Raw genomic sequence first — 23,304 nt, 5'->3', positions numbered from 1 at the left:
TCTCATAAATACTAACTAAAAGAACAAGTAAAAGGCTAACAAAAATCTTAAACTATTAACAGCCTCAGCATCTTCAACTTTTTTATTCAATGGAGAAATCTTTTTCCCATAATAAGCAGAAGTCCATTCAGTTTCAAAACCGATCTTTGATTTATTATAATTATAAGCAATTCTTGGGAATACTTTGATGATTTTTTCAATGTCAAGACCACGACCGTAAACACTTCCCGATTGAGCAATATCATCAGCAGCACCTAAATTTTGCAAATAACCACCAACAATACCAAATTCCCACTCGTCTTTGTACATTAGTTCCATCCAGCCTGCTACTGATGAAATTGGAGTAAATTCATATTTATGATTTATGTTATCAATTGATTTTATTCCATATCCTCCAACTGTCAGAAAGTCAGGATTGTTCTGGAAATAATTGCCTTGTGCTTTAATTTGGAATTTATCAATTTTAACTTTTATATTCCCAGTAGCAGAAAACGTTGTTGCTTTGTCTTCGTTTTTATATTTGTCTGTTCCTACTGAATAATATGTAAAAGGACGAAATGTTTTAGTAGATGCAGCAACTCCTGCGTAAAATTCAGGTGTGGAATAATTAATACCGAAACTTGCTTCTGGAATTCCCGAATTTCTCACATATTTATTCGAATATCCATCCGGACCATCGATTGTAAAGTCACGCTGAGTGTTAATAGCAGCAAAAACACTCAATTGATCAAATTTATGAGTTAACCTAATTTGAGGAGAACGATTAAATGGAATTAAAGGAATACCAGTATTGAAATTTAACACATCTGGGAAATTCTCAGTTGCAAATAAAGGATGCCAGAATTGCCCTGCACGTATTGTCGTATTATCGAAAATCAAATCGACATAAGCATGGCGCAGTCTTAATGAATTTATGTCAGCATCAGTTGTACCTAAAAACTCAGTTTCAACATATCCAGATGTTTTTCCACCGAATATCCCCGGCCCATCAATCTTAGCTCCTAATCGTGTTTGAATCGAAAGTATGTGAAAGTTACCAATTTCGTTTAGATCTTCATTATTCTTGTCTGGATTCTTATTGCTAGGCCATAAAGTAATGTGATCCTCTCTAATTGAAACCATACTCCGCGTGTTATAAAATGCATCGGTTTTAACAAATCCTGAAAACTTAATGCTAAAAGCATCACTTTGGGCAAACAAACCTAAGTTCGCAATTAATACAGCTGCAATTGTTGCAATTAAAATTTTAGAAACTTTCATAAGAGCTCCTTTTTGTTTGAAAAATCAATTACATAAATATAATAAAGGATTAATCTAATATTTATTATTTTATGAGAAAAAATTAATCCAAAGTTAATTTTATTGAATTGTATTGAATTGTGTAATTGAAACTAGAAATAAAAAATTAAGGCCAAGCTTACCTGAACACTCTAAGATTTTGCCTACCGTTGCTTCCTTCCGAACCTGGCGGGGTTTGGCAACTCTTAGCTGTTAGGGGCTTGACCCGAAATATTTCTTTAAGGACTACAAAATTAACAAAATATTTGATAAATACAAAATTTTTTGAAATAACTTGAAATTTACTTAATTTAACAATCTTTATAAAATTACTTGGTGTAAATATGAATTGGCGCAAAAGAAATATCAAATGTGGAGAAATTTCAAGCTCTTATCTGAATAATGAAGTGATAATTAACGGTTGGGTCGATACTGTTAGAAATATGGGAGGAATGATATTTTTCGATGTTCGCGATAGATACGGTTTAGTTCAGGCAGTAATCGAACCAGAAAATAATACGGAACTTGCCGAACGTGCAAAAGAACTTCGTTCGGAATATGTTATCTGGCTTAAAGGCGTTGTCAGAGAGCGCGAGAATCCCAATCATAATATCCCAACTGGCTTGTTCGAAATTCTTGCAAATGATTTCGGCATAATTAATAAATCAGAAGTACCTCCTTTTGAAATTAAAAATAATATCGGCACTAATGAGGAAATTAAACTTCGCTATCGTTATCTTGACTTGCGCCGCCCGATTATGCAGAACTATTTTATTGTTCGAAATAAATTATATCATATTACTCATAATTATTTTTTCGAAAATGATTTTATCGAAATGGAAACTCCCATTTTGATGAAATCTACTCCCGAAGGTGCTCGGGACTTTCTTGTTCCCAGCCGAATAAACAAAGGCAAATTCTATGCTTTGCCTCAATCTCCTCAAATTTACAAACAAATTTTGATGGTTTCTGGCTTCGATAGATATATGCAAATTGTTAAATGCTTCCGTGATGAAGACCTTCGCTCAGATCGCCAACCCGAATTTACTCAGATCGACGTTGAAATGTCCTTCGTTGATAGAGATGATGTCCTCAATCTTATCGAAAAATATATCGCTCGCGTTTGGAAAGAAATACTAAATATCGAAATCCCAACGTCTTTTACAAAAATGAGCTACGAAGAAGCTATGACACGCTTCGGTAGCGACAAGCCAGACCTACGTTTCGACATAGAAATAAAAGATTTATCTGATATTGTTGCAAATTCAAAGTTTAAAGTATTTACTGACACTCTCCAAAGCGGTGGCAAAATTTTTGCAATTAATGCAAAAAACTGCTCAGATTTTTCTCGAAAACAAATTGATGAAATTACTGAATTTGCTAAAAAATACGGTGCAAAAGGTCTTGCATATATTAAATTTATGCAAAATGGTGAAATCAACTCACCAATCGCCAAATTTTTATCCGAAAATGAAATGAACTCTATCAAATCTGTACTTGAAGCAGAAAATGGAGACTTGGTTCTGATTTCTTCAGATAAAAAATATAAAGCATTGACAATTTTGGGTGCTTTGCGTTTGGAAATTGCTCGTAGAACTGGAGTTTTGGGCGCTGTGAAAAATAAATTCAGCTTCCATTGGGTCGTTGATTTCCCCCTCTTTGAATTTGATGAAGAAACTAACCGTTACGTAGCGATGCACCATCCTTTTACTTCTCCAATGGACGAAGATATTCCACTTTTAGATGTTTCACCGGATAAAGTGAGAGCAAAAGCTTATGATTTAGTTATCAATGGTTCCGAAGTTGGTGGAGGTAGTATTCGTATTCACGATGGGGAAATACAGAAAAAAATGTTCGAACTAATTGGATTGGACGAAAAATCTGCCGAAAATAAATTTGGATTTTTGCTTAAAGCCTTGAAATTTGGCGCACCTCCACACGGCGGAATAGCATTAGGATTAGATAGATTAGTTATGATTTTAACAGGGACGGATAATATTCGCGATGTTATTGCCTTCCCTAAAACAACCACGGGGCTTTCTCTTATGGATGGTGCTCCATCAGAAGTTGACCAATCTCAGCTCGATGAATTAGGTATTTCGCTGAAATTATAAATCAAAAAAGGGGCTGTCTAATTTAGGCAACCCCTTTTTTATAATAAAATCAATAAATTAATTTTCTGATGTGATCTCAATTAATCTCTCATTCACATTTTCAAAATCAGCTTTAATAACAATTCTATAATTAACGAACTTAACAATTTCAAAAGAATTTTCTGACCATTCGACAAGTTTTATTGAGTCAGCTGAATATAAACATTCTTCAAATCCAATTTCCAGTAATTCCTTCTTGTCTTTCACTCTGTATAGGTCAATATGAAAAATAGCAATACTCTCGCCATCTTTCGTCCCATTATATTGATTAATTATTGTGAAAGTCGGACTTGTAACAATTTCTTCCACATTGAAATACTTGCAAATTCCCTTAATAAACTCAGTTTTCCCAACTCCAATATCACCATAAAAAAGCACAACGTCACCTTTTTTCAAGTTCTCTGCGAACTTTTTGCCAAGCTCAATTGTTTCGTCTTCGCTCTTTGTTGTATATGTTTGTGTTTCCATTCTTCAAATATACAAATTATGTATAAAATTGCAAACAAGTTATCTTTGTTCGAGCTCAATTATTGGAACTATCATTTCTTCAAGCGAAATACCGCCGTGCTGCAAGCTGTCTTTGTATCTATTCAAATATTGATGATAATCCGTTGGATAAACAAAGTAGTAATCCTCTTTAGCAATAATGTTGTTTACAGAAATTCCTAATGATGGTATTTTATATTTAGTTAGATCAGGTATTTGCATAGCATGTCGCTTATCGGCTTTGACATTCTTTCCAAATTTATAGCGTAGGTTTGTAGATGTGTCTCTATCTCCCAATACCTTCACTCCTCGCATACAACGTATCGAACCGTGGTCAGTAGTTATTATTATTTTAATGTCTTTTCTTTCTGATAATGATTTTAGTATCCCGAACAAACTGGAATGCCTAAACCACGAACTTGTCAAACTTCTATATGCGGCTTCGTCGGGCGCAATCTCTTTCAAAATTGCGTAATCAGAACGGCTATGGGCAATCATATCCACTGCATTGATAACAACTGCTGTGATTGCATTATCGACGTAATCATTAATTTCTCGTTCGATTTTCCGCCCAAAATCTGTATCGAAAATCTTAATAAATCCAACTTTTCCATTAGTTTTTATTCGTCTTCTTTCTAACCAGGTTTCGAGCAATTCCCTTTCGTAGGCATTTTGCTTGTGGTCTTCTGTATTCGAATCAACATTCCACCACTGTGGAAAGTATTTCTTTATATCAATAGGATATAGCCCCGCGAATATTGAATTTCGAGCATAAGGTGTGGCTGTCGGAAGAATAGAGGAATAATAATTTATTTTGAATGTATAATATGGTTGAAGAAGTTCTTTCATCATCAACCATTGGTCTAATCTCATACAATCAATTACGAAATAAAATACTTTTTTGCCTTCACGTAGATGTGGCAGTACATAATAATCCGATACGTGTGGGGATAATACCGGATAATCATCATTTCGTTTGTCATCGGGATGATTAATCCAATCTATATAGTTATTTTCCACAAATTTTGAAAATTCAGTATTGCACTCACGCCATTTGTCTTGTAAAGTTTGAATTAATCCCTCTTCGTTATGTCGGTCGAGTTCTATTGACCAATTCACCAGCTGAATATATATGTCTCGCCAATCCCCCCAGTTAAGTGGTTCTAACATCTTAATCGATAATTGGGCGAACCCCGAAAGATAGTCTTGTGTGAATTTTTCCTTTTCAATGCGCTCACCTTCAATAAATTTTTTGCAGGCAAGTAATATTTGTGTCGGATTTACAGGTTTTGTAAGATAATCGTCTATCTTCTTACCAATGGCTTCTTCCATCACACTTTCTGCTTCGTTTTTCGTAACCATTACAATTGGTGTTGTAGAGTCGATTTCTTTTATACGGGATAGAGTTTCAAGACCACTTATGCCAACCATCATTTCATCTAAAAAAATCAAGTCGTAATGAGTTCGGTGAACCATCTCTATCGCATCTTCGCCGTTTGTGGCTGTTTCTGTTTCGAAACCACGCTGATTAAGTAAAATTATGTGTGGCTTAAGCAATTCGATTTCATCGTCGATCCACAAAATTTTTCCTTTTTTCATCTTAATTTTTTCCTTAAAATAATAGAACAGTGGTTTTGAATTGCTTCATAAAACTCCCTTATTTGTTTTTCAATGACGAGTTTATGATAAAATTAATTTGTAGTATTAAATCTTTTTCAAATTATATGAAACAGATTCTACAGAAACATTCTAATAATATTTATTGGTTTATTACTGGAATTAACTAATACAACTTGTTTAGCATAAAAATTAGGAGTAGATATCTTGACAATTTCCTTTGTTTCTATTGTCTCAATTGTTTTAGTGTCAAAAACGTCAACATCTTCCTTACTAAAAATATCTTCGTCAGTTTTTCCTTTTATTTGTTCTTTAGAAATGCTGAACTTTTGCACAAAGCTATTATTCACATATTCATATTTCCTTGCAGGAAGTGATAAGATTGCAATAGGCGCCGGAATATGATCTAAAAATGTATTTAATGACCTAATCAACATTTGGTATTCAGTGTTTTTATTCATTAGCCATTTTTGGTTGTTTTCAAGTTCTAAAAGTCTTGCTTCGGACTGTTTTGCAATTTTGGAGTAATATTTCAGAGCCTTTGAGAGCTTCTCAATTTCATCTTTTGGCGAATTTGCTGAAAAAATAGGAATATCGTCTTTGATTATTGTGATTGTTCCGATAACTTCTTTCTTGTGGTTAAAATGTGGGAAAATAGTAAATTCAAATTGCTGATCATTGTTTTTAACAGCGTATTTGATAGGCTTTTTCGAGGAAATGCATCTTGCATTTTGCTCAATTCTATGCTTGATTTCGTCAACGCTTTCATTTATGAATATTTCATTGTATAATCTCCCTTCGATTGGCGCAGTTTTTAGCAAATTAATATTATTACTGAAAAAAAATCTCTTTGCAGAATTATTCATAAACTCAATTTCATTTTTCATATTCAGAATAAAAACGCCTTCCTCGATAATATTAAGTGTGTCCCGTACCACTTTTTTCATTTCATTGATTTCTTCAATATGCTTATCCTGTGCGGATTTAATTATTTGATTTGTAGGAATTATCTTAAAAAATGATTTAAAGTTCTTGCCTAATCGCTTTATTTTCCAAGTTAATAAAAATAATTCACCGCTTTCCTTTTCGCCGACAATTCGTATTACTTTTTCTTCAAGTGTTCCTTCGACAAATTTGTTAATCAATTCTTCAATTGAGTCTCCTTGTTCAGTACTATTAGGAAGCTCTTTGCTTGTTGCTTTAATATTATGCGTTATTTTGTATATTACTTTTAATAGGTTTTCGCCGCGTTCAAAATCGTCAATCGCTTCTTCAAATATTAGATCAATTGCACCTTCTGCATTAATTATTCTCATATCGGCACGTGTCTCAACAATTGCCATTTCGGCATTTTGCAATACCTCATTGCATTTATCTTCTAAAATCAAAACTTTTCTCTTAAGTTCAGCAATTTCATCTTTATATTTTTGTTCTCGGTCGTGCTGCATTGTTACTCGTTAATATTTTGCTCAACATATTCTTTACAATTTTTTTCAATTTTTGTAAGCTTTCTATCTATCGAAAACATATACATACCTATTCCGAAAATAATAATTAGAACGATAGTTAATACAATAAATATCGAATTATCGTGAAAAAATTGTTCCATTTTAATCCTCCACTCTTTTCTTTAATATGTTTGCTCTATAATTTACATTTAGCATCCAGAAGAAAAACAAAGTAAAGCCAATTACACACAATGAAAAAGAAAACATTAATGATGAATCAAGCATCCCTTTCTGTGCGCTTAAAATTGGACCACTCATCCCACCGCCTTGCGAACCAGGATGTAGCCCCGAAGTTATTCTTGGCAATACAAAAACAAGGAATGGTACTGTAATAAATGCTATTATTGAATATACAGCCGAAGCTTTTGCCCGAATATCTTCTCGTTCAATGCTTCCACGCAATGCAAAATATGCGAAATATATTAACAATAGTATAAAAATTGATGTTTCTCTTGGGTCCCAATTCCAGAAACTTCCCCAGTTGAATTTTGCCCATATTGAACCTGTGACTGTTGCAAGAATAGCAAAAAGCGTCCCTAACGAAGCTGATGTTGCAGCCATTACATCATCACTTATATCTTTTCCTCTCAAATACTTCACAGCAAAATGCATTGAAATAAAATATGCCAATACAGCTATCCAAGCCATTGGTACGTGAAAGTTGAGTATTTTTATTCTATCATCCAGCGATAATATAAATGGATAACTAATCCACGGACTTGACTGGACTATTTCCCGCAATAAAAATTCGTTCTCTTCGATAACCTGAACTTTTATTACCCAATGATTTGATTTTTTCAAAATTTCCATGTCATTTTCATCAAGAAGTAGTCTGTGAGGTTTATCTACATAATTTTTAGTCCCATAAATCTCCAAAAACTTTCTGCTGTCTTGCTCATAAACAGTATGGTCTTTGATGAAAATTTCAGCTGGAATGGGCATCTTATTTATATATGGTGCAATTTCGTCAATTTCCGATATTGATGCAGCTACACGCGGATATAAAGTCAAAAACGCACCTAAAAGTAGCAAGAACATGGCTCCTAATTTCCAAATTACAGGTTTCTCTTGTTTTAGACCTTTGTAAAATCCAATCACGATTGCTAAACTAAATCCACTTAATATTACTAATAGTTTCATAACAAGACAGAATGAGTAATAAAACAAAATTAATTTATCTTAATTCTTAATATTTTCCAAATAATATTTACAGTATTGCGAAATCACACACTCATTGCATTTTGGATTTCTTGCTGTGCATACCTTTCGTCCGTGGCTAATAAAATAATGAGTAAATATTACCCATTTCTTTTTTGGTATTAATTCCGTAAGTTTTCTTTCAATAAATTCAGCGTTTTTTGTTGAAACAAATCCTAATCTATTGCTTAGCTTAATTACGTGTGTGTCGACAACAATCGCCGGAACGTTATAGCAATGTCCAAGTACCACATTAGCGGTTTTACGTCCCACACCTGGTAATTTTATTAATTCTTCCAATTGTGTGGGTACTTCTCCGTTGTATTGTCCCAGTAGCATTTTACTCATTTCTTTTATATACTTTGCTTTTGCTTTATAATATCCAGTCGAGAAAATCTCTTTCTCTAACACTTCAATCGGAGTATTTACATAATCCTCGGGTCCTTTATATTTCTTGAAAAGTGATGGTGTAACTTTGTTTACTCTCTCATCTGTGCATTGTGCTGATAGTATCGTTGCAATTAATAATTCAAACGGATTAGAAAAATGCAACTGTATTTTGACATCAGGATATTCTTTTGATAAAATATCTAATATTTTAACCATTCTCTGTTTATCATTCATAAGAGGTTTAATATTGCTTTGTTAAAATTAATGTTCTCAATAAATTTGTATTAACGAATTGGTGAAAAAAATATGAAAAGATTTTTATTTATTTTGGTGTTTTTACTAAGCAATTCATTTCTACATTGCGGAACTTTTATAGATACTGTATATTCGTTTATTCCTGGAACAGGGCAGAACGCTGGACAATCATCTGAATATTTCCCAAAAAATATTTTCGGGACTCCATCTTGTGTCGCATCCTGGACTATTCCTGAGTCGCGTCCCGAAGAACTTTGCTCCATAGGTATTGGCGGTGAAATAATAGTAGGTATAAAAAATGGAGTAATACGAAATGGGGAAGGGGTTGATTTTATTATTTTTGAAAATGCTTTTCAAAGACTTATAGATGATAAAATCTTTGCTGAACCAGCTATTGTTTCTGTCAGCCAAGATGGTGTGAATTTCATTACTTTTCCTTATAACGAATGGACGCTCGAAGGTATGGCAGGGAAAACACCTACCAATGGTCAAATATCATCATTCGACTATCCAAATTGTGGCGGTGATGGCTTTGATTTAAACAATGTTGGGCTGGATTATATAACTCATATTAAAATCAAAGATGCATCTTTGATTGTCTCAATAAACGAAACTCATCCATATTATCAACCATCTTTTTTAGTCTCCGGATTTGATTTAGATGCTGTTGCTGTCCTATATCCTGATTATTCATCAATTATTGACCAAACTGACACTAAACTGTCAATTCAAGAAATGAATGATAGATTTGTCATTAACCTTATCAGAGGCACAATCAGTGTTTATAATTTGCAAGGTATCTTGATTTATAGCTCAGAAGCAAGTTCGCTTTGCGAAATACCCAAAAGTATTCTGCCAAAAGGATTCCTAATTTTTTCAATTTACGATTATTCAACCAGTGATTTGATTACCCGAAAATTTCTTAATTTATATTAAAATTCAAATACTAATGAAATGTTATGCAGTAATCCGCTTTCTGCATTTATTTCTTTCCCAACTGTATAATCAATGTGTGATTTGAAAGGAATATTCGGAAATAGCTCGCCTAACTTCGGTCTTAATGAAATACCAGTTCCCCAATACGTATTTGGGAAGAACTGCGGTTTGCCATATTTATTACCATAAACAGAAATTCCACCACGTATCCCAATCAATTCGTGTAGTACCATCTCTGTTCCAACAATAAATGTTGGCGTCAAATCATATTGATTATAAACTGCATCCATTGATAAAATCAAATATCTTGTTGGCGGTATATATACGGTTTCCTCTTCACCATCAGTGGTTGAACGCATTGTATAGATTTGCTCGTTAAATCCAAATTCAAGCCCAATACCAGCTCTAATCGTGTATGGAATGTTTTCCGTGCTATAGTTTTGTGTGTTCCATAGCATGGTTCCGCCAATATTCTGAACCGCTAAACCAAATGAAAACAAATCAAATACGTTAAATTTTGCACCTACATCAAGCGCTATACCTGTTGCTTCGGTCGGTACTCCGGTTAGATTGTCTATTAAATACTTCAATCCAAATCCAATGCTTGCAAACTCCATACTGTACGCACTATAAGCACCAATATTATATTGATACGAAGAAAGTTGCTTATACGGATTGCCTCGAATATCCCTTTGAGTAAATGAACCCGCATATTGGCTATTCACACCAAATCCAATTCCCACATTGTCGGTAACTTTCTGAGCATAAGCAAGCGTTACATTTGTCCTATCGAAGCCTAAATTCGAAGCAGATGATGCAACGATTGGTGTTGGCGAGAAAAATCCCACTCCTGCGGGATTATAGTATATTGCAAAAGGGTCGTTTGCAATTGCTGTAAATGCTCCACCCATAGCAAGTCCTCTGCCTCCAACATTTCTTGATAACCACGATTGTGAATAGCCGCCAGACGTTTGCACCGAATACAGCGGGAGATAATTTATTGCAATCAACAATATCATTAGCAGCCAGTTTTTTTTACTGATTTGGCTAATATTGCACAATGTATTTTCTTCCTTTTTCATTTTTTGCTCGATAATATGTATGTTTCAAGCCTACAAATAATTTGTAATTAATCACCTCAATTATTATGCCACCATATTTTATTATCTATTTGTTGATTTTAATATTAGATATGTTTTACGTTTTTACTTATTTGCTTAATTATGTTTATAGTTATATCGTTTATGGTATAGTTAAATTAGTCTATTCTCAAACTAATTGCCCACTGTAATATTTTAAAAAAATTATCATAAATTAACAGTTTGTTTATTAATTATTTTCAATTTCTATATATTTCTTGCGTCAACAAATTTAAAATCATTCCCAATTATGCATCACAATCTATCGAGCTTATTATGATAAATAATGAATTTCTAATTCTTGTGGTTGATGACAATCCCAAAAACTTGCAAATATTAAGTACAGCCCTATATAAAGAAGGCTATACTGTTTTATTTGCATCTACTGGCAAACAAACTATTGAAATTGCTCAAATTCAGAACCCAGATTTAATTCTGTTGGATATCAATCTACCGGATATCAATGGATTTGAAGTCTGTAAAAAACTTAAAAATAATTCTATAACCAAAAATATTCCAATTATTTTTATTACCGGCAGGATCGAGACCGAAGATATTGTGTTAGGATTTCGACTGGGTGCCGTTGATTATATTACAAAACCTTTCAATATTGTTGAGTTACTAAGTAGAGTAAAAACTCATTTGGATTTAAAATGTTCGCACGACAATGTTGTTCGTTATAGTAAGGAACTCGAAAAAGCACAATCTGAACTTAAACAAGCAATTGCACAACGTGATAAGTTCTTTTCTATTATTGCTCACGACTTGCGGGGTCCTTTTACAGGTTTCATTGGTCTATCCGAACTTTTAGTTGATGCCTACGATTCATTAGAACGCGATGATATACAGCAAATTGCTAATAGTATGAATTCTGCAGCTAAAAAATTATTCGAATTTCTTGAAAATTTGCTCGAATGGTCCCGCTCGCAAATTGGAGGCTTGCAGTACAATCCAACTATCATAGATGTAAATGACATTTTCGATAGAGTATCAAGTCTTTTCAAAGACAACGCCGACAACAAAAACATCGAGCTTGTAAAAGAAGTGCAAGATAAATTGTTCATCTGGGCAGATAATTATCAAGCAAACACCATAATCCGGAACTTAGTTTCCAACGCAATTAAGTTTTCCTATGCAAACAGCAAAATTATCCTTGGTGCTCGCGACTTAGGCGATAGCGTCGAAATTTATGTTAAAGATTTTGGTGTTGGACTCCCAGACGAAGCCAAAGATAAAGTATTTCGCATCGAATCTAAATATACTACTCCCGGAACCCAAAACGAACCCGGCACTGGTCTCGGACTTGTCCTATGCAAAGAACTTGCTGAAAAACAAAATGGTGCTTTATATTTCGAAACTGAACTTAATAAGGGTACCACATTTTATGTTAAGCTTCCGAAGCCAACTCAAAATAGCACATAATAAAAAAGCCCTGCTATCGGGGGGATTGTGACAGCAAGGCACGCAGCATAAAGAGGAAGAGACGAACTTTGTTCGTCGAGCGAAAGACGAGACTCGAACTCGCGACCCCAACCTTGGCAAGGTTGTGCTCTACCAACTGAGCTACTTTCGCTTTATACCAAAGAACAACCGTTTGGTGAATGCAAAAATAAATTCTTTTTTTTAACTATGCAAGAAAAAAATCACCATTCCTCGATTTTTTTATTAATTTTTTATTTATTCCACTTTTATTATTTTTGCTTTTTTATTTCTCATTCTTAGGTTATTATGGAAAAAATTGTAATTTTAGATTTTGGTTCTCAATATACTCAAATTATCGCACGTAAAATTAGAGAATTAAATGTTTATGCTGAAATTCATCCATTTTCAATAGATATCGATACTATTACGTCCATTGTCCCCAATGGCATTATCCTATCAGGTGGCCCTTCGAGTGTTTATTCTGAAAACGCACCTATTCCAAAATTTGATGTTTTTTCCTTGGATGTGCCTATATTGGGTATTTGCTATGGTTTGCAACTTATTGCTTATCAGTTAGGTGGCGAAGTCAACAAAGCTGCAAAACGTGAATATGGGAGAGCAAACCTCATTATTGATAAATCTGATTTGATTTTTCAAGATGTATCGAAAAATTCACAAGTCTGGATGAGCCACGGTGATTCTCTTACTAAAATTCCTGACGGTTTTGAAATTATTGCTCATACTGAAAATGCCCCAATTGCAGCTATTCGCAATCAAGATAAAAAAATATACGGGGTTCAGTTCCATCCCGAAGTGCATCATTCGCTCGAAGGAATAAAGATTCTTGAAAACTTTGTCCGAAAAATTTGTCTTTGCAAAGAAGTTTGGGATATGCACTCTTTTGTTGATAGTGCCATTAAGAAAATTCAAGAGGAAGTCGGAACAAGCGAAATTATTTGTGCCCTTTCGGGTGGTGTCGATTCAACTGTGCTCGCTGTGCTGCTTAGCAAGGCAATCGGAAATAAACTACATTGCATCCATATAGATACCGGCTTGATGAGACTTCAGGAAAGTGAAAAATTAATGAAATTGTTTAATGATAATTTCAATATTTCAATTGATTTAGTCAATGCAAGCGATATTTTCCTTGCTCGTTTGAAAGGTGTTACCGACCCCGAACAAAAAAGAAAAACAATAGGCAATACTTTTATTGAACTTTTCGAAATTGAAGCAAAAAAGTTTAATAACGCAAAATGGCTTGCCCAAGGAACTCTCTATCCCGATGTGATTGAATCTGTTAGTGTCAAAGGACCCTCGGCAGTAATCAAATCGCACCATAACGTTGGCGGCTTACCTGAAAAAATGGGACTTAAATTAATCGAGCCGTTTCGAGAATTGTTCAAAGACGAGGTTCGTGCTGTTGGTCGCCAACTTGGTGTTCCCGAGTGGTTTATTCGTCGCCATCCTTTCCCTGGACCCGGACTTGCAATTAGAATTATCGGTGAGATAACCCAAGAACGTATTGAAATATTGCAAAAAGCAGATGATATATACATTCAAGAAATTACCGAAGCTGGATTATACGATAAAATTTGGCAAGCTTTTGCTGTTTTGTTGCCAGTTCAAAGTGTTGGTGTGATGGGCGACGAAAGAACCTATGAAAACGTCTGTGCATTACGTGCAGTTACATCTGTCGATGGTATGACTGCTGATTGGTTCCAGTTCCATTATGATGTATTGGCAAAAATTAGCAATAGAATAATTAATGAAATTCGGGGCATAAATCGCGTTGTTTATGATATAACAAGCAAACCACCCGGAACTATCGAATGGGAATAATTTAAAAGGAATAGTTATGGATAAATTTGTTATTCAAGGTGGAAATAGATTAGTCGGTCGTGTGAAAATTTCCGGTGCAAAAAACGGTTCTCTGGCTCTCATGCCTGCAACTCTATTGGCACCCGGAACCTACCATTTGAAAAATACGCCAAATTTACGCGATGTCTGGACTATGTCCCGGCTTATGAACAGTTTAGGTGCTTTCTGCGAACTTAATGGCAACGAATTGTTCATTGATACAACTAATATTACAAGTTTTGAGGCGCCTTACGAGCACGTTAAAAAAATGCGTGCTTCTTTTTATGTCCTTGGACCGCTTGTCTCCCGTTATGGATTTGCAAAAGTTTCTATGCCTGGTGGTTGTGCTTGGGGACCTCGTCCCGTTGATTTACATCTGAAAGGTCTTGAAAAACTCGGTGCTGAAATTTCACTCGAAAGCGGTTACGTTGTTGCTAAAGCCGAACGTCTAATTGGCAACCGCTTCCATTTTGACGTTTCAAGCGTTGGAGCAACAGGTAATTTGCTTATGGCTGCTGTGCTTGCAAAAGGTACTACTCTTCTTACTAATGCTGCAACTGAACCTGAAATTACCGCTTTAGCTCGCTTCCTTGTAAAAATGGGGGCTAAAATTGATGGTATAGGCACACCGCAACTTGAAATTGAAGGCGTTGATTCTCTTCGTCCCGCCGACGAAATTACTATTCCCGATAGGATTGAAACTGCTACTTACTTAATTGCAGCTGCAATTACTGGTGGCAAATTAGAACTTGAAAACACTAACCCGTATCATTTAACTGCTATTATTGCTAAATTAGAAGAAGCCGGTTGTGATATTGATGTGAATGCCGATAAAATTTCTATTGAAATGAACGGAAAGCCCAAACCAGTTGATATTACTGCAACTATTTACCCCGGATTCCCAACAGACGTCCAAGCTCAATGGACAGCATTAATGCTTGCTGCTGATGGCACTTCAAAAATCATTGATACAATTTATCCTGATAGATTTAAGCACGTCCCTGAATTAATTCGTTTGGGTGCTAATGTGGAAGTTGTTGATAATTCAGCAATTGTTATAGGTGGCCGGAAACTTTCTGGTGCAACAGTTATGGCTTCCGACCTTCGTGCTGGGGCTTCGCTTGTGCTTGCCTCTCTTATCGCAGAAGGTACTACTGAGGTGCTTCGTGTTTATCATATTGACCGTGGTTATGAAAATTTCGAACAAAGACTTCAATCCATTGGTGCTAATATCAAAAGAGTTAAAACCGATTTAATATGACAGAGAAATTAAATATAAACGAAATTTTCTTTTCAATTCAGGGCGAAGGAATACGTGCCGGCTTGCCTTGTGTTTTTATTCGAATGCAGGGATGTATGCTTCGTTGCCGTTGGTGCGACACCGACTATGCTCTTGAGCTACGTGAAAACAAACATATTATGTCAATTGCTGAAATTATTGAAAAAATTAAATCCTACAACTGCCAGTTTGTCGAACTTACTGGTGGCGAACCACTTGCTCAGGAAAATACATACATTCTTGCTAAATACTTGTGCGATTCAGGCTATCAGGTTGCTATTGAAACAAACGGACATGCAGATGTTTCCAAACTTGACAGCCGTGTTATCAAAATTTTAGACCTCAAATGCCCTGGTTCAGGAATGAGCAAATTCAACAATTATTCCAACATCAATTACCTTGACAAAAAAGACGAAGTTAAGTTTGTCATTTCTGACGAAAACGACTTCTGTTGGGCTGTCGATATTATTAAACAGTATGATCTTGTCTACCGCGTCGGTGCCGTTTTAGTTTCTCCCGCTTTCGGACTATTTGAACCTCGTAAATTAGCCGAATTAGTGCTTTCCTCACATCTGAATATCAGATTGCAACTCCAAATTCATAAATACATTTGGGAACCCAACACCCGCGGTGTATGAAGTTTTTTTTCTCGGTATTTTTTTATACATAATTTTCTTCTAATTTTGTATATATTTAAATTGTAAAGTTTTTTATTATATGATTGCAGATAATAGTCATAGTAGCAACTCAAAAACAGACTATTTATCACAAATAATATCTTTTTTATTATTTCAAGGCAGGAAAAATGGAAATTTTGTTGGTTTTGGCAATATTGGCCATTATTACTTGGCTATTTAGATTTTTCGGCTTAAAGTATTATTACAAAATCAAAAATATTGAAGAAAAGAAATTTTTAGAGAAAAACGAAATTTCAGACGACGAACTTATTGCAATCTTAACAGCTGCTTGCGAATCAGTGCTTAATAAATCTGTGGTCGTCAAAAGCATTAAATTTCTCCAAAACTCAAATGATTCTGCTTGGTCTCGAATTGGTAAACTTCATATTATGCAATCTCATTATTTAAGATAATTTGTTAATATTATAGATGTTTTGTTATGAAAAATCCGCTTGTACTTTCACTTATAGTTTATGCAATTGCATCTTTAATCTCATTTTTCGTGGTTTTGGTTATTAAATCAGTGTATTCCTTCTTAAAAATTATTAAAAAAAATTAGGGATTTCTGCAAATGGGCGATTTTGATATTGTCAATATGTTTCAAGGTATTTCTACTTTTTTTTCTGCTCCAATTCTTATTTCAATTGGCAGAATTTTCTTGATTTGTTTAGGTGGGTTGCTTGTTTATTTAGGAAGGAAAGAAATTCTCGAACCACTTTTAATGATTCCTATGGGTTTAGGAATGGCAGCTATTAATGCTGGTGTATTAATTCTCGATAATGGTGCTCATGGTACTCTCTTTATCAATCCTATGATTTCCGATTACAATGAACTTCTCACTGTGTTACAAATTGATTTCCTTCAACCTGTTTTTACGTATACTTTTAGCAATGGATTAATTGCTTGTGTTGTTTTTATGGGTATTGGCACTTTGCTTGATGTTGGCTTCCTTCTGGCAAGACCTTTTACCAGTATGTTTATTGCATTATGTGCTGAGCTTGGAACAATTCTTACTTTTCCAATTGCCGTTTGGATGGGGCTTTCGCCAAACGATGCTGCTTCCATTGCTATGGTGGGTGGTGCTGATGGTCCTATGGTGCTTTTTGCTTCGCTTATGCTATCGAAAAATCTTTTCATTCCAATTACAGTTGTTGCATATCTCTATCTTGGATTAACTTATGGCGGTTATCCGTATTTGATAAAACTAATGGTTCCCAAAGAATTGCGAGCAATAAAAATGCCACCACCAAAAAAAGTGTTAGTAATTACTTCTAACGAAAAATTAGCATTTTCATTTGTTACGTGTGTAGTGCTGTGCTTGCTCTTTCCCGTTGCCGCGCCACTTTTCTTTTCTCTGTTTTTAGGTGTAGCTATACGCGAATCTGGTATCAATCATTATATCTCTCTTGTTAGCGGACCAATGTTATATACTGCGACACTCTTTCTGGGTGTTCTTTTAGGTGTGTTATGTGAAGCGAGCATTATTTTAAATCCTGCTGTTTTTAAGCTTCTTGTGCTGGGTATTTTAGCATTGTTGCTTTCAGGTATTGGTGGCATTCTTGGCGGATACATCATGTTTTTCATTACAAAAGGCAAATTTAACCCTGTCATTGGAATTGCGGGTGTTAGTTGCGTCCCAACAACAGCAAAAGTAGCTCAAAAATCAGTTTTCAAAGAAAATCCAAATTCTATAGTTATGCCAGATGCATTGGGAGCAAACATTTCCGGTGTTATTACAAGTGCAATTATTGCTGCAATTTTTGTAACATTGCTCAAATGAGAAAATATTATTTATACTGGATAATAGGAATTCTTACTTCTTTTTTGGGTATTATACTTACAAAGACATTACCGGCAGGTTCTCTTTGGAACTCTGCCGGTTATATACTTGCTTTTACAGGTCTTTCGATCATTGCTTTTGGCATTAAGCGAAATTCTACTCAATCAAAGTCGTAGATGCCTTTATTCCATCAACCGCTGAACTTATTATTCCACCTGCTCTTCCACTTCCTTCTCCAATCACATATAGATTTGTGAATCCTGCTGCTAAATAATTCTCATTTCTTATCACTTGTATTGGTGATGAAGTTTTGCTCTCAAATCCCATCAGCAATCCTTCCTCGAACCCTCTTATTTTCCTTGAAAAATCTATTAATGATTTTCTTAAAGACTGATATATCGCATCTGGAAATAATTCGCGAAAATCATAATCAAAAACTCCAAAGGAATAACTTGTCTCAGGGAACTTATTGCTTCCTTTTCCTTCAATAAAGTTTTGAATAATATTTGCCGGTAGCTCAAAATTATTGTGTAGCTCAAAAAAAACTTGTTCTTTTTTTTCAAGCCAATCAAGTGCTTCGCTAGGTGTTATTTCCTTGTTCAATAATTCCGGCAAATAAATTCCTGCAACTATTGCTGAATTTGCCCAAGGTGAACTTCTACTGTAATAGCTCATCCCGTTTACTATGCTAAGTCCATTTCTAGGACTTGCTTGAACTACTTTGCCACCCGGACACATACAAAATGAATAAACTGGAAGAGCATTCTTCGCTTTATGAGTTAATTTGTACTCTGCTGCTTTGAGGCCTTTAATTTTTCGCTTGCCCCATTGCGAAAGGTTGATTACTTCCTGTAAGTGTTCTACTCTTGAACCAATAGCAAATGCTTTATTTTGAAATTTTACGCCTTTATGCAATAACAATCGATATGTATCATACGCTGAATGACCACTTGCAACGAATAAATAATCACAGTCTATCTTCCCTTTATCTGTTTCAATTGCTACTACTTGGCTATCGTTTATTTCAATATTTTGTAGTGTCGTCTCAAATAGAATTTTGCCTCCAATTTCTTCAAACTTGTCCCTTAAATTTCTTACAACCTTTATTAAATTGTTAGTCCCAATATGTGGATGCGATAAATACCGTATTTCTTCTGGTGCCCCGGCTTCAATATAACTTTCTATTACAAAGTTTTTTTCTCTATCAATATTTTTTGTTCGAGAAGTAAGCTTCCCGTCTGAAAAAGTTCCTGCTCCACCTTCACCATATGCATAGTTTGCACTTTCAGAAAATTCACCTTTTTGCTCGAAATTGCTAATCTGCTTGCTTCTTTTCGCTACTTCACTCCCTCTTTCGATAATAATTGTCTCATATCCAGCTTTTTGAAGAACATATGCTGCAAAAAATCCTGCCGGACCACTCCCGACAACACATATTTTTTTATGTCTTTTTCTATATGGTATTTCTAAAGTATTACTTTTGAAGTGATATTTACTTTCGCCTTCAATTACATTTATTCTCATTTTCCAGTGAATGTCTTTTTTGTTCCGTGCATCAAGACTTTTCAAAATAATATCATAAAAAAATAAATTACTACCCACAATTCGAGCAATTTCCTGTTCCAATTCGCCTTTAGAATACTCAATCGGTAAGCGTATTTCTATGGTTTTAATTTTTATTCCATCGGTTTCCATTTTTCTTTGATGGCTTTTCAAAACTGGAAATAAGTAATCTTACATTCTCTTCGCCAAAAATTTCATTTAATAAATCAATATTCTTCTTGCTTGTAGAAAAGTACTGATTAAATGCTATGTAATTTTTCTTTACATTTCCGTTTTTTATAAAAAATTGAATTTTTATTTCTTTGTCTGACTTTTCAAGATTATTTGCCATCTTTTCTATATCATTTTCAGTTATTTTATCAACATCAATCCATATTTTGAAACCTTCCACGAATTTCTGGACAAATTCTTCAATACTGAATACCTGGTCAGCAACAATTTCAATAAACTCACCGTTAAAAGACGAGTTACCAACTACTATCAGCGGTTTGTCCTTTTCAATTACGCTTTGATATTGGCTATAAGCGTCGCTCCAAAAAATCACCCGCAATTTGCTGTTGAAATCCTCCAAAGTAACAAATCCAACAGTATTTTTATTTTTATCCAATCTAGTTCTAATTTCAGAAACAAGCCCCATAACTCGTAGGTAATCACCAATTTGAGGATTAACTACATCAGCAAAATAAAAATTATTCACTGACTTCAAAATTATTTCATATTCTTCCAGAGGATGTCCCGAAATATAAAAGTTCAAGTATTCCTTTTCCTTTTCTAATTTTTTACTTTGTTCCCATTCTTCTATATTTGTTAATTTCGGCATTTTGGGTTCTGCATCGCTTTGGCCGCCGAATAAGCTATCAGTTGCATCTGCTTTGTAATTTTGGTATGCCTTGGTATAATTTAATGCAATGTCAATCGATTCAAATAACGAAGCTCTGCTATTTGGGTGAAGTTTATCAAATGCACCGGCACAAATCAGTGCTTCAATTGTCCTCCGATTTATAAGAGATGTATCGACACGCCGCACAAAATCAAAAAACGAAGTGAAATCTCTACTCTCTCTTGCCTGAACTATATTTTCCACTGCTGGAATCCCAACATTTTTTATGGCTGCTAACCCGAAATAAATTACATTTCCTCTTGCAATAAAATTTGTTTTAGATTGATTTATGTCCGGTGCTAATACTTTAATTTTAAACTTTTTTGCCTCATCAATTAATTCAACTATCTTGTCCTGATTATTAATTTCGTTTGTCATATTTGCAGCTAAAAATTCAGCAGGATAGTGCGTTTTTAGCCATGCTGTCTGGAATGCAAGATATGAATATGCAAGCGAATGTGACTTATTAAAGCCATAATTTGCAAACTTCTCAATTAAATCAAATATTTCCTGTGCCAACTTTTCATTTATACCATTTTTCTTCGCTCCTTCGATAAATAGCGGCTTCATTTTATCCATTTCTGATTTTTTCTTTTTACCCATTGCCCTTCGCAAAATATCTGCTTGCCCAAGTGAGAATCCTGCAATTTTTTGAACAAGTTGCATCACTTGTTCCTGATAAACGATAATTCCATATGTGTTTTTCAGCGATTCTTCCATATATGGGTGCAAATATTCAATCGGTTTTCGCCCAAATTTTCTATCAATAAATTCAGGAATGTTCTCCATTGGTCCTGGTCTATACAAAGCGTTCATAGCAGTAAGTTCTTCTAAATTCTGTGGCTTCAACTTCCTCAAATAATCTTGCATCCCGTCCGATTCAAATTGAAATACAGCAAGTGTATGTCCCTCGCTGATCAAATTATATGTATCTGGGTCATAAAAATCAATTTTGTCAATATCTATTTCAATGTTATGATTTTCCTTTATCATATTTAGCGTGTTTTCTATTACAGAAAGAGTTTTTAAACCCAAAAAGTCCATCTTGACAAGTCCCGCTGATTCCAGTTCCGCCATAGAATATTGTGTAACAACGTCATTCGACTCTTTATCACCTTTGGCAGGTGGAACAACCGGGACAAAATCAGTAATTTCCCCCGGCGCAATCACAACTCCTGCTGCATGAGTAGAAACACCTCTGTTTCGATTTTCCAGCATTTTTGAATATTCAATGAATTCCTGGAGTTTCTCATCTTTAGTTTCTTTCAGCCACTTTAGATCAGGCAGTTCTATTGCTTCAGCTATTGGCATTACTTTTCCAAGAATAACCGGTATTTTAGAAGTTATCTCTTTTACTGTGTTCAGTGGGATACTCAATACTCTTGCTACATCAGTCAAAACAGCTCGGCTCGATAATTTACTAAACGTAATAATTTGTGCAACTGCATTCGCACCATATTTTTCTTTGACGTATTCAATTACCTTGTATCTCTTGTCGTCTGCAAAATCAATATCTATATCTGGCATTGAAATTCTATCCGGATTTAAAAATCTTTCGAAAAGCAAATTATACTTTAGCGGATCTACATTCGTAATATCAAGAGCGTATGCTACGATACTTCCCGCAGCTGAACCTCGTCCCGGACCTACTCTAACGCCACGTTCCTTTGCTGCTCGGATGAAATCCCACACAATCAAAAAATAACCAGGGAATTTCATATTTTTAATTATTTCGAGTTCGTACTCTGCTCTTTGAACAATTTCCTCAGTTAATTTTTCATATTTTTTATTTAATCCTTGGAAAACAAGTTCTCGCAAATAATCATCTAATGTTTCAGATTTAGAATTAACTGGAATTGGAAATTCCGGCATATACAGTGTTTTTAAATCAATCTGACAGTTGCATTTTTCAGTAATTTCAAGTGTAGAAGCAATTGCCTCAGGAAACTCCTTGAATATGTCCACCATTTGAGCAGAAGTCTTAAAGTAAAATTCAGGTGTTCTATATCGTAACTTTTTGTAATCAACTGCTTCGTTACCGGAGGTATCTCTGATATGCAACATAATATTATGAGCAATTGCTTCTTCCTGCTTCAAGTAATGAATATCATTTGTGGCGACAAGCTTTATTCCAAGCTCTTTTGCTAATTTAGGCATATCCCGAAGCACAATTTTATCCTCGTCGTAAAAATGATTTTGAATTTCTAAGTAAAAATCATTTCCAAACAGTTCTTTATAATATTTCGCCTCTTCTTTTGCTTTTTCATAATCCCCTTTTAGCAAGTGAGATGAAACTACTCCACCAAGACAAGCCGATGTGCAAATGAGACCCTCGCTATATTTTTCAAGCACCTCTTTGTCAATTCTTGGTCTGTAATAAAATCCTTCCAGATGCCCAATTGAAGTCAACTTAATTAAGTTTTTGTATCCCTTTATATCTTTTGCTAACAATAAGAGATGATAATAATTTTTCTTTTTTGTATCTGCTTTCAGTGATGTCTTGTCGAAACGCGAGCCACTTGCTATATACGCTTCAAAACCAATAATTGGCTTAATTTGATATTCTTCTCCTTTTTCCTTTAAACTTTTATTTACATTCAAAACTTCCTGGTAAAATTCTATTGTTCCATACATTACTCCGTGGTCAGTCAATGCTATTGCCGGTTGTCTATCCTCGACAGCAGCAGCAACTAATTCCTTTATCGTTGGTAGTGCATCTAATATTGAATAATGACTATGATTGTGCAAATGAACAAATTGAGGCATTTTTTACCCTTAATAATTCATCAATGTAACCTAACAAATATAATGAATATTAAAAATTCAATAACGATAGATTTTAAATTGTGGAAAAATTTAATTTGATAATGATTTATTGATATTATTA

At 34.6% G+C, this 23,304-nt stretch carries 19 protein-coding genes, 1 tRNA gene and 1 other RNA gene; 9 read left to right on the top strand and 12 right to left on the bottom strand.

Annotated elements, in window-relative coordinates; all coding sequences use genetic code 11:
- Positions 1-15: 15 nt before the first annotated feature.
- Both AC6QZF_RS04915 and ffs read right to left on the bottom strand, forming a co-directional pair.
- The gene (locus AC6QZF_RS04915; RefSeq protein WP_499798763.1) at positions 16-1,260 is read right to left on the bottom strand and encodes a hypothetical protein; all 1,245 of its coding nucleotides are present in this window, start codon (positions 1,258-1,260) and stop codon (positions 16-18) included.
- Positions 1,261-1,406: 146 nt separating this feature from the next.
- An RNA gene (gene ffs, locus AC6QZF_RS04910) (signal recognition particle sRNA small type) lies at positions 1,407-1,505 on the bottom strand.
- 117 nt (positions 1,506-1,622) lie between these two features.
- Here ffs and aspS point away from each other — a divergent pair.
- On the top strand, positions 1,623-3,392 hold the full coding sequence (gene aspS, locus AC6QZF_RS04905; protein WP_499798762.1) for an aspartate--tRNA ligase: 1,770 nt from the start codon (positions 1,623-1,625) through the stop codon (positions 3,390-3,392).
- 57 nt (positions 3,393-3,449) lie between these two features.
- Here the strand turns inward: aspS and tsaE are convergent, their stop codons facing one another.
- The 6 genes from tsaE to nth all read right to left on the bottom strand — a co-directional run bounded on the left by tsaE (position 3,450) and on the right by nth (position 8,863).
- Complete coding sequence (gene tsaE, locus AC6QZF_RS04900) at positions 3,450-3,899, bottom strand: tRNA (adenosine(37)-N6)-threonylcarbamoyltransferase complex ATPase subunit type 1 TsaE (RefSeq protein ID WP_499798761.1); 450 nt, start codon at positions 3,897-3,899, stop codon at positions 3,450-3,452.
- Between the two features lie 39 nt (positions 3,900-3,938).
- Positions 3,939-5,516, bottom strand: a complete 1,578-nt coding sequence (gene porX / locus AC6QZF_RS04895; protein WP_499798760.1) for a T9SS response regulator signal transducer PorX — start codon at positions 5,514-5,516, stop codon at positions 3,939-3,941.
- Between the two features lie 137 nt (positions 5,517-5,653).
- The gene (locus AC6QZF_RS04890) at positions 5,654-6,982 is read right to left on the bottom strand and encodes a PAS domain-containing protein (RefSeq protein WP_499798759.1); all 1,329 of its coding nucleotides are present in this window, start codon (positions 6,980-6,982) and stop codon (positions 5,654-5,656) included.
- Positions 6,983-6,984: 2 nt separating this feature from the next.
- Entirely contained in the window at positions 6,985-7,143 is a 159-nt protein-coding gene (locus AC6QZF_RS04885; RefSeq protein ID WP_499798758.1) for a CcmD family protein, read from the bottom strand.
- Position 7,144: 1 nt separating this feature from the next.
- Complete coding sequence (locus tag AC6QZF_RS04880) at positions 7,145-8,182, bottom strand: cytochrome c biogenesis protein (protein ID WP_499798757.1); 1,038 nt, start codon at positions 8,180-8,182, stop codon at positions 7,145-7,147.
- A gap of 39 nt (positions 8,183-8,221) precedes the next feature.
- The gene (gene nth / locus AC6QZF_RS04875) at positions 8,222-8,863 is read right to left on the bottom strand and encodes an endonuclease III (RefSeq protein ID WP_499798756.1); all 642 of its coding nucleotides are present in this window, start codon (positions 8,861-8,863) and stop codon (positions 8,222-8,224) included.
- A gap of 72 nt (positions 8,864-8,935) precedes the next feature.
- Here nth and AC6QZF_RS04870 point away from each other — a divergent pair, with 72 nt between their 5' ends.
- Positions 8,936-9,820: a hypothetical protein gene (locus AC6QZF_RS04870; RefSeq protein WP_499798755.1), complete on the top strand. Its 885-nt coding sequence runs from the start codon at positions 8,936-8,938 to the stop codon at positions 9,818-9,820.
- Here the strand turns inward: AC6QZF_RS04870 and AC6QZF_RS04865 are convergent.
- Positions 9,817-10,902, bottom strand: coding sequence for a PorV/PorQ family protein (locus AC6QZF_RS04865; RefSeq protein ID WP_499798754.1), 1,086 nt, complete (start codon positions 10,900-10,902; stop codon positions 9,817-9,819). The two genes, AC6QZF_RS04870 and AC6QZF_RS04865, sit on opposite strands and share 4 nt — an antisense overlap.
- Before the next feature lie 333 nt (positions 10,903-11,235).
- On the opposite strand from AC6QZF_RS04865, the gene AC6QZF_RS04860 reads away from it, so the two are divergent.
- Positions 11,236-12,381 (top strand): hybrid sensor histidine kinase/response regulator, encoded by a 1,146-nt coding sequence (locus tag AC6QZF_RS04860; RefSeq protein ID WP_499798753.1) that lies wholly within the window; start codon positions 11,236-11,238, stop codon positions 12,379-12,381.
- Positions 12,382-12,459: 78 nt separating this feature from the next.
- On the opposite strand, the gene AC6QZF_RS04855 is transcribed toward AC6QZF_RS04860, so the two are convergent.
- Positions 12,460-12,532: transfer RNA gene (locus AC6QZF_RS04855), tRNA-Gly, on the bottom strand.
- A gap of 155 nt (positions 12,533-12,687) precedes the next feature.
- Between AC6QZF_RS04855 and guaA the strand changes: the two genes are divergently transcribed.
- The 6 genes from guaA to AC6QZF_RS04825 all read left to right on the top strand — a co-directional run bounded on the left by guaA (position 12,688) and on the right by AC6QZF_RS04825 (position 18,150).
- Complete coding sequence (gene guaA / locus AC6QZF_RS04850; protein ID WP_499798752.1) at positions 12,688-14,220, top strand: glutamine-hydrolyzing GMP synthase; 1,533 nt, start codon at positions 12,688-12,690, stop codon at positions 14,218-14,220.
- 16 nt (positions 14,221-14,236) lie between these two features.
- Positions 14,237-15,499 carry a UDP-N-acetylglucosamine 1-carboxyvinyltransferase gene (gene murA, locus AC6QZF_RS04845; RefSeq protein ID WP_499798751.1) on the top strand — a complete coding sequence of 421 codons (1,263 nt, stop codon included), beginning with the start codon at positions 14,237-14,239 and terminating at the stop codon, positions 15,497-15,499.
- The gene (locus AC6QZF_RS04840; RefSeq protein ID WP_499798750.1) at positions 15,496-16,155 is read left to right on the top strand and encodes a radical SAM protein; all 660 of its coding nucleotides are present in this window, start codon (positions 15,496-15,498) and stop codon (positions 16,153-16,155) included. The genes murA and AC6QZF_RS04840 overlap by 4 nt, the downstream gene beginning before the upstream one ends.
- A 167-nt stretch (positions 16,156-16,322) precedes the next feature.
- Positions 16,323-16,607 (top strand): hypothetical protein, encoded by a 285-nt coding sequence (locus AC6QZF_RS04835; protein ID WP_499798749.1) that lies wholly within the window; start codon positions 16,323-16,325, stop codon positions 16,605-16,607.
- Positions 16,608-16,765: 158 nt separating this feature from the next.
- Positions 16,766-17,974 (top strand): sodium ion-translocating decarboxylase subunit beta, encoded by a 1,209-nt coding sequence (locus AC6QZF_RS04830; protein WP_499798748.1) that lies wholly within the window; start codon positions 16,766-16,768, stop codon positions 17,972-17,974.
- A complete protein-coding gene (locus AC6QZF_RS04825; protein ID WP_499798747.1) occupies positions 17,971-18,150 on the top strand; it encodes a hypothetical protein in 180 nt (59 codons plus the stop codon). Before AC6QZF_RS04830 ends, AC6QZF_RS04825 begins: the two co-directional genes overlap by 4 nt.
- On the opposite strand, the gene AC6QZF_RS04820 is transcribed toward AC6QZF_RS04825, so the two are convergent.
- Entirely contained in the window at positions 18,131-19,669 is a 1,539-nt protein-coding gene (locus AC6QZF_RS04820; RefSeq protein WP_499798746.1) for an NAD(P)/FAD-dependent oxidoreductase, read from the bottom strand. The genes AC6QZF_RS04825 and AC6QZF_RS04820 overlap by 20 nt on opposite strands.
- Positions 19,644-23,183, bottom strand: coding sequence for a DNA polymerase III subunit alpha (gene dnaE / locus AC6QZF_RS04815; protein WP_499798745.1), 3,540 nt, complete (start codon positions 23,181-23,183; stop codon positions 19,644-19,646). Before dnaE ends, AC6QZF_RS04820 begins: the two co-directional genes overlap by 26 nt.
- Between the last annotated feature and the right edge of the window lie 121 nt (positions 23,184-23,304).

Origin of the sequence: Eximiradius sp. (genome assembly GCA_937127445.1) — a bacterium.
Lineage (GTDB): Bacteria > Bacteroidota > Ignavibacteria > Kapaibacteriales > UBA2268 > JAKIZO01.
Note: the sequence above shows the minus strand (reverse complement) of the source record. Positions and strands in the feature narration are given on the sequence as shown.